The organism is Corynebacterium sp., from assembly GCF_012837295.1.
GTDB lineage: Bacteria > Actinomycetota > Actinomycetes > Mycobacteriales > Mycobacteriaceae > Corynebacterium.
In genome coordinates, this window is record NZ_DURI01000371.1 from 1 (window position 1) to 7,015 (window position 7,015).

5 protein-coding genes are annotated in these 7,015 nt (G+C 69.4%); all 5 read right to left on the reverse strand.

Annotated features, from left to right (window positions below; translation table 11 throughout):
- Positions 1 to 186 precede the first annotated feature (186 nt).
- The 5 genes from hrcA to GX015_RS12190 all read right to left on the reverse strand — a co-directional run bounded on the left by hrcA (position 187) and on the right by GX015_RS12190 (position 6,733).
- On the reverse strand, positions 187 to 1,221 hold the full coding sequence (gene hrcA, locus GX015_RS12170; RefSeq protein ID WP_291345413.1) for a heat-inducible transcriptional repressor HrcA: 1,035 nt from the start codon (positions 1,219 to 1,221) through the stop codon (positions 187 to 189).
- A 66-nt stretch (positions 1,222 to 1,287) separates the two neighbouring features.
- Entirely contained in the window at positions 1,288 to 2,646 is a 1,359-nt protein-coding gene (locus GX015_RS12175) for an MFS transporter (RefSeq protein ID WP_168938395.1), read from the reverse strand.
- Positions 2,647 to 2,681: 35 nt separating this feature from the next.
- Positions 2,682 to 3,878, reverse strand: coding sequence for a radical SAM family heme chaperone HemW (gene hemW / locus GX015_RS12180; protein ID WP_291345414.1), 1,197 nt, complete (start codon positions 3,876 to 3,878; stop codon positions 2,682 to 2,684).
- A complete protein-coding gene (locus GX015_RS12185; protein WP_291345415.1) occupies positions 3,875 to 4,543 on the reverse strand; it encodes a hypothetical protein in 669 nt (222 codons plus the stop codon). Before GX015_RS12185 ends, hemW begins: the two co-directional genes overlap by 4 nt.
- A 357-nt stretch (positions 4,544 to 4,900) precedes the next feature.
- Entirely contained in the window at positions 4,901 to 6,733 is a 1,833-nt protein-coding gene (locus tag GX015_RS12190) for a long-chain fatty acid--CoA ligase (RefSeq protein WP_291345416.1), read from the reverse strand.
- Between the last annotated feature and the right edge of the window lie 282 nt (positions 6,734 to 7,015).

Genomic DNA, 7,015 nt, shown 5'->3' on the forward strand with positions numbered 1-7,015 from the left:
CGTCGGAGGCGTCCTTGGACACGCCGAGGATGCCGTAGTAGTCACGAGCCAACGTCAGTTACTTCCTTATGCATCTGTGGAAAATCAATTGCCGGTAATCGGAGAAGATTCACCGGGATTCGGGCGGTCGGGCCACCGGCGGACCGATGGGGCAACCGTCGGAAGAATGTACCAGCGTGCGGGTCGTCACCCGTCACCGAGGACCCGGCCAACGTACTGTGCAACGGCGGCGACCGACGCGATTGTTCCCGGGTAGTCCATGTAGGTGGGTCCGACGACGCCGAGGCCGCCGAGGATCGCGCCCGACGTGCCGTAGCCGGTGGACACGACGGAGGTGCCGCGCAGTTCCTCGTCCTCGTTTTCTTCGCCGATGGACACGCGCACCTGGTGGAGGTCCTGCACGGCGGACAGCAGTTTGAGCACGACGACCTGTTCCTCCAGCGCGTCGAGGATGTTCGGCAGCGTCGACGGCAGGCGCCCGTGCAGGCCGGAACGCGTCAGGTTGGAGGCTCCGGCGAGGATCAGGCGGTCGTTGGGCTTGTCGATGAGCGACTCGATGATCACCGTCGAGCACCGGATGACGATGTCGCGGACGTCGGCGGGCGCGTTGGCCGCCAGGTCGGCGACGGACGCCGAGGCGTCGGACAGGGTCTTGCCGGCCATGGTGCGGTTGAGCATGTCTCGCAGCGCCGGCACCTGGTTGGGGTCGATGGGCGCGGCCAGTTCGACGTTGCGCTGTTCGACGCGGCCGGTGTCGGTGATGATGACCAGCAGCAGGCGCACGTCGGCGAGTTGCACGACTTCGCAGTGCCGCACCCGCGAGGACTGCAGAGTCGGCAGCTGGACGACGGCGACCTGGCGGGTGAGCTGGCTGAGCAGCTGCACGGACCGGCGCAGGACGTCCTCCAGGTCGACTCCGCCTTCGAGGAATTCGAGGATCGCGCGGTGCTCGGCCTTCGACAGCGGCTTGACCTGCGAGATCGAGTCGACGAACAGGCGGTAGCCCTTCTCCGTGGGGATGCGCCCGGAGGAGGCGTGCTCCTGGGTGATGAACCCCTCGGCCTCCAGCACCGCCATGTCATTGCGGATGGTCGCCGAGGACACGCCGAGATTGTGCTTGTCGACGAGCGCCTTCGAGCCCACCGGCTCCTGCGACGCGACGTAGTCGGCGACGATGGCGCGCAGCACCTCGCGGCGGCGAAGTTCGGTCTGGCTGGACATCGTGCGCTCGTCTCCTTTTCGCGTCGTCGTCGGGCCCGGCGGGCTCCCGTGCATCGAGGGCCGAGTCTACCGGCCGACGGCGGTGCGCTTCCCCAGCGCCATGTGCGTGACGACGACCACCGCAACCGGGATCATCGCAACCAGGGACAAACCGGTGTACCCGATCTGGACGAGCACCGGCCCGCCGATCAATCCGCCGAGCACGCCCGCCAAGTTCATCGCCATGTCGGTCCGGCCCTGGACGGCGGCGCGATCGTGCTGCGGCGTGGCCGTGGTGACCGCCGCCGATCCCGCCACCACCGACGCCGACCAGCCCAGGCCCAGCAGGGTCAGCGCGACGGCGAGCATGGGCAAGCTGAACGGCGCGATCCAGATGACGACCGCGGTGGCCAGGAAAATGGTCTGGCCGACGAAGATCATCGCGGTCGTGCCGAACCGGTCGACGGCCCAGCCAAAGACGGGCGACAGGGCCCACATGCCGGCGATGTGCAAGCTCATGACGGCGCCGATGATAGTCAGCGATGCGCCGAAGTTCGCCATGTGCAGCGGTGCCATGGACATGAGGGTGACCATGACGAAGTGGGCGACGGCAACCGCGCCCTGGCCCGCGAGCACGACGCGGCGATCGGCGGGCACCACGGCGATGGGTTCGGCGGTGGCGGGCGCGGCGTGAGCGGTTGGAGCGGTTCCTTCTCCTTCGGCGGACGTCGATCCTGCCGGCGTTCGCGCAGCCGCATTGGCCGCGGCCGCATCGGTGAGTCGCGCGACCTCGAGCGGATCGGGGCGCAGCAACAGCGCGTACAGCAGCGTGGCGCCGACCTGGGCGACGACGGTGACCAGGAAGGGCCCGGTCAACTCCGGCAGGCCGAACGCCGTGGCCACTCTTCCCGACGGGGACATGAGCAGCGGCCCAGTGACGGCGCCCACGGTCGTGGACCACATGACCGTCGACAGCATCAGGCCGCGGCGGTGCGGCAGGGCGGCATCGGCGGCGGCGAACCTCGCCTGCAGCCCCACCGCCGAACCGACGCCCAGAACGAGGAGCCCGGCGAGCAGCAACGGGGTGCTGTCCGAGACTGCGGCCAACGTCGACACCACGGCGCCGACGGCAGCCAGGCCGGAACCGACGGCCAACGCGAATCCGCGGCCCTTCGCGATGGCCAGCCGCGCCAACGGCACCGACGCGATCGCGGCACCGAGCGTGCTCAGCGTCGCGGCGAGCCCCGACAGTTCCGGGGATCCGGATACCTCAGCGACGAGCAACGCGCCGACGCTCACCGCGGCGCCGACGCCGAGGCCGCCGAGGATCTGGCCGATCACGAGCACCGCGATCAGCCGCGTGCGCGTGGATTGGGCGACGGCCGCCAGCTCGGGCGCGGATTCGCGGTACGGGTTGCCCGCCTCCGGGGCCACGTTCGAACTCATGCGGGGAACCTTAGCCCCCGATGCGGATCGCGCGCTCAGCTGAGGATGTCGACGATGATCGCGTCGGCCAGCAGCCGGCCCGCATCGGTCAGGCGAACCCGATCGCCGTCCAGCGCCAGCATCCCGGCGGCCTCCTGCGCACGCGCCCGGTCGAGTTCCTCTGGCCGCAGTTCCGACGCCGGCATGCCCTCGGACAGCCGAAGGCGGAGCATGACCCTCTCGATGTGGCGGTCATCGTCGGAAAGCGATTCCGAATCGCGGATGGGCAGCTCGCCGCCCGAGACAACCGACGCGTAGCGGGCGGGGTGCTTGACGTTGTGGAAGCGCCGGCCGCCAAGGTGCGAATGCGCGCCCGGGCCGGCTCCCCACCAGTCGCCGTCGCGCCAGTAGATCATGTTGTGGCGGCACTCCCCGCCCGGCTTGGCCCAGTTGGAGACCTCGTACCAGTCGTAACCCTGGCCGCGCAGAGCTGCGTCGATGCGCTCGTAGCGGTCGGCGAGATCGTCGTCGTCGGGCATGGGCAGCTCGCCGCGGCGGACCTTGCGGGCCATGGCGGTGCCCTCCTCCACGATGAGCGAATACGCGGAGACGTGGTCGACGCCCGCCGACAGCACCGCGTCCAGCGACGCGTCGAGGTCGGACATCGACTCCCCCGGCGTGCCGTAGATGAGGTCGAGGTTGACGTGGTCGAAGCCGGCGTCGCGCGCCTCGCGGGCGGCCTCCACCGGACGGCCCGGCGTGTGCACGCGGTCCAGCGTCGCCAGCACGTGCGGGGCGACGGACTGCATACCCAAGCTGACGCGGGTGAAACCGGCCTCGCGAATGCCCTCGAAGAACTCCGGCGACGTCGACTCGGGGTTCGATTCGGTGGTCACCTCCGCTCCCGGCGCCAGGCCGAAAGTGTCGCGCACGCCGTCGAGCAGACGTGCCAGCCCCGAGGCGCCCAGCAGCGACGGGGTGCCGCCGCCGATGAACACGGTCTCGGCGGGTCGCACGCCGCCCGAGACCCCGCCTCCGCCGATCAATGCCGACGCCGAAGCCCCCGAACCGGCACCCTCCGCCGCCAGCGACTCCGCGCCGAGCTCCAGTTCGCGCACGATGGCGTCGAGGTACGTGCCCGTCGACGCCGCCGAGCCCAACTCACCGGCGGTGTACGTGTTGAAGTCGCAGTACCCGCACCGCGTCGCGCAGAACGGGACGTGCAGGTAGACGCCGAATGCGGGCGCGGTCACACGCGCTCCGCGGCGCGGCGGCGGGCGACCTTGCGCACGACCTCGTCGATGCGGATGCGCTCCATGAGGAACGCCGGCGGCCTGCGCCCGCGCAGCGTCTTGGCCACGGCCGGGTGCGTCTCCGGCACGGTCACGCACCAGGCTGCGGCGGCGTTGAGCGCACGACGGCCGCAACGGGCGTACAGCGCCGGGATCTGCACCGACCCCAGCACCTCGACGCCGCGGATGTTCTCGGCGGACACCCAGTCCGCCAGCTCCGCCAGGTACGCGGCGGTGCTTTCGGACCTCGCCAGCAGCGCATGCGCCACCGTCGGCACCGCGACGGGATGGCGCAGCGGCGCGGGGATCGCCGACAATTCGGCGACGTCGACGGGCTTCGGCTCCGGTCCCGGCTCGCGATCCGGCATCGGCCCCAGTTCGCCGCGGCGGATGCCGGACGTGAACGCCTGCCGCAGCCCGGCCAGCTCCCCGACCAGCGGGCGCGCGTCCTCGACGGCTTCGTCGACGATGTCGGCGAGCTCGAGCACGCATTCGTCGACCAGCTCGCGGTCGACGTCGGCGACGGCCTGCGCCAGGTGCTCGATGTGCTCGGCGACCTCGTCGCCGATGTCGTAGAGCTCCTGGGTGATCTCCCGGAGCCGGAGGCGCGCGTCGTAATGCTCCACCGCGGTCCTCCTCGCCGGTCGGGCCCTGCCGGGCACATCGTCGCCGCCGGCGATCGCCGGCCGCGTCCTCGGGGCGTCGGGGCCGCCTGCGCGTTCCCCCGATAACCTCGAACGCCCCCACCATAAGGGTGCGGGGGCCGGTGCCCGTGGAGCGACACCGGCTCGGCGGGTGGTTTCGCCGCTTGCTTGACGACGCCGACCGTCGCCAAGCAAATGGCGCGATACAAAAAGGGGCGATGCAGAAGGCGCGAAGTGAAAGAAGGGGAAGCGGAAGGAACAAAGCAGAAGGCCCGGCACCCCACGCGGGGTGCCGGGCCAACCGGATCGCTCGACCGGCGGAACCGGCGGAATCCGGGTCTAGCGGTGGTACATGTCCTCGACCTCGCGGGAGAACTTGTCCACGACGATGTTGCGCTTGACCTTCATCGTCGGGGTCATCTCGCCCTCCTCCTCGGAGAGGTCGCGCGGCAGGATGTGGAACTTCTTGATCGCCTCGGCGTGCGAGACCAGCTCGTTGGCGGCGTTGACCGCGTCCTGGATCTCGGCGCGCAGCACGGCGTTGGCGGCCAGCTCGCGCACGGTGGTCTGCTCCGGCACGTTGTGCTCGGCCTTCCACTTGCCCACGGCCTCCTCGTCGAGGGTGACCAGGACCGAGATGAACGGGCGACCGTCGCCGATGACGACCGCCTGCGACACCAACGGGTGCGAGCGCATGCGGTCCTCCATCGGGCCGGGCGAGACGTTCTTGCCGCCGGCGGTGACGATGAGGTCCTTCTTGCGGCCGGTGACGCGCAGGTGGCCGGTGTCGTCGAGCTCGCCGAGGTCACCGGTCTTGAACCACTCGCCGTCGAAGGTCTTCTCCGTGGCCTCGTCGTTCTGCCAGTAGCCCTTGAACACCACGGGGCCCTTGAGCAGGATCTCGCCGTCGTCGGCGATCTTCACCGAGCAACCGCCGACGGGGCGACCGACGGTGCCGATGACCTGGTCGGTCGGGGTGTTCACCGTAATGGCGGCGGTCGACTCGGTCAGCCCGTAGCCCTCGTAGACCGTGACGCCCAGGCCGCGGAAGAAGTGGCCCAGATCCGACGACAGCGCCGAACCACCGGAGATGGTGTACTGCACGGCCTCGCCCATGGCGGCCTTGATCTTGGCGAAGAGCAGCTTGTCGTACATCTTCAAGCGCAGCTTCTGCGCGGTCGACGGACCCGCCGGGGTGTCCAGGGCCTTCGAGTACTCGATGGCGGCGGCCTCGGCGCGCTCGAACAGCGCCATGCCGAAGGCGCCCTTCTCCTTGGCACCGGCCTGGGCGGAGTCGCGGACCTTCTCGAACACGCGCGGCACGCCGAGGATCAGGTGCGGGCGGGAACGTTGGAACTCCAGGGTCACCGTGGTGGTGTCGGCCCAGTGCGACTGCGTCGCGCCGCCGACGATCGAGGCGAGCGACACGGCGTTGGCCAGAACGTGGGCCAGCGGGAGGAACGTCAGGATGCGGTTGCCCGGGCGGGCGATGACGCCGATGTCGTTGGTCAGGATCGCGCGGACCTCGGACAGCCAGTTGCTGTGGTCCAGCATGCAGCCCTTGGGGCGGCCGGTCGTGCCGGAGGTGTAGATCACCGACGCGAGATCGGCGGAGGTCGACGCGTCAATGCGGTCCTGGACCTCGGCGTCGTCGATGTCGCGGCCCTCGTACATGAGGGTGTCCACGGCGGCGGCGTTGATCTCCAGCACACGGCGCAGCTGCGTCGGGGACTCCGACAGCGGGGCGTGACCCGAGTCGTCGATGATCAGGTTCTTCATCCGCTCGGTGTGCTGGCGGCCCTCGGTGATGGCGAAGACGGCACCCGAATCCTCGATGATCCAGCGGATCTGGCCCGCGGAGGAGGAACCGTAGATCGGCACGATCGTCGCGCCGGCCATCCAGATGGCGATGTTGATCAGGTTCCACTCGTAACGGGTCTCCGACAGCAGCGCGACGCGATCGCCCTTCTGGACGCCGTTGGCGATGAGGCCCTTGGCCACGGCGAAGGCTTCGTCGTGGAACTCTTGGGCCGTGACGTTGACCCATTCGAAGTTCTTCGGACGCGTGAACATGACCAGCTTCGGACGCTTGGCCACCAGCTCCTGCATGGCGGTGACGACCGTTTCCTTCTCGCCGACCGCGTACTGCGCTTCGGTGCTGTACTCCCGCATGGTGCTATTCGTCTCCTTCAGCTCGTCCATCGACTATTCCCCCGCATGTGCGCCTGGTCCGGGCCGCGGCGGCGCGGGACACGGCGGATGATCCGGTGTGACATCGATTACTTCCAGAACCAACCTACGGGACGGCTGTCGGGAGGGTGCGGGAACGGCCGACAAAGATGAAAATGTCATTTCAATGAAATATCCGTTCCGCCCGGACAGGTGCCCGCATGGGGTGGCTGGCATGATGGGTCGCGTGACCAACGACGACGCGAAGCTTCCCGTGACCGCCCC

Excerpts from the sequence above, each read along its gene's own strand:
- GX015_RS12175 (WP_168938395.1), bottom strand. The coding sequence starts at position 2,646 with ATGAGTTCGAACGTGGCCCCGGAGGCGGGCAACCCGTACCGCGAATCC.
- hrcA (WP_291345413.1), bottom strand. The coding sequence starts at position 1,221 with ATGTCCAGCCAGACCGAACTTCGCCGCCGCGAGGTGCTGCGCGCCATC.
- GX015_RS12190 (WP_291345416.1), bottom strand. The coding sequence starts at position 6,733 with ATGCGGGAGTACAGCACCGAAGCGCAGTACGCGGTCGGCGAGAAGGAA.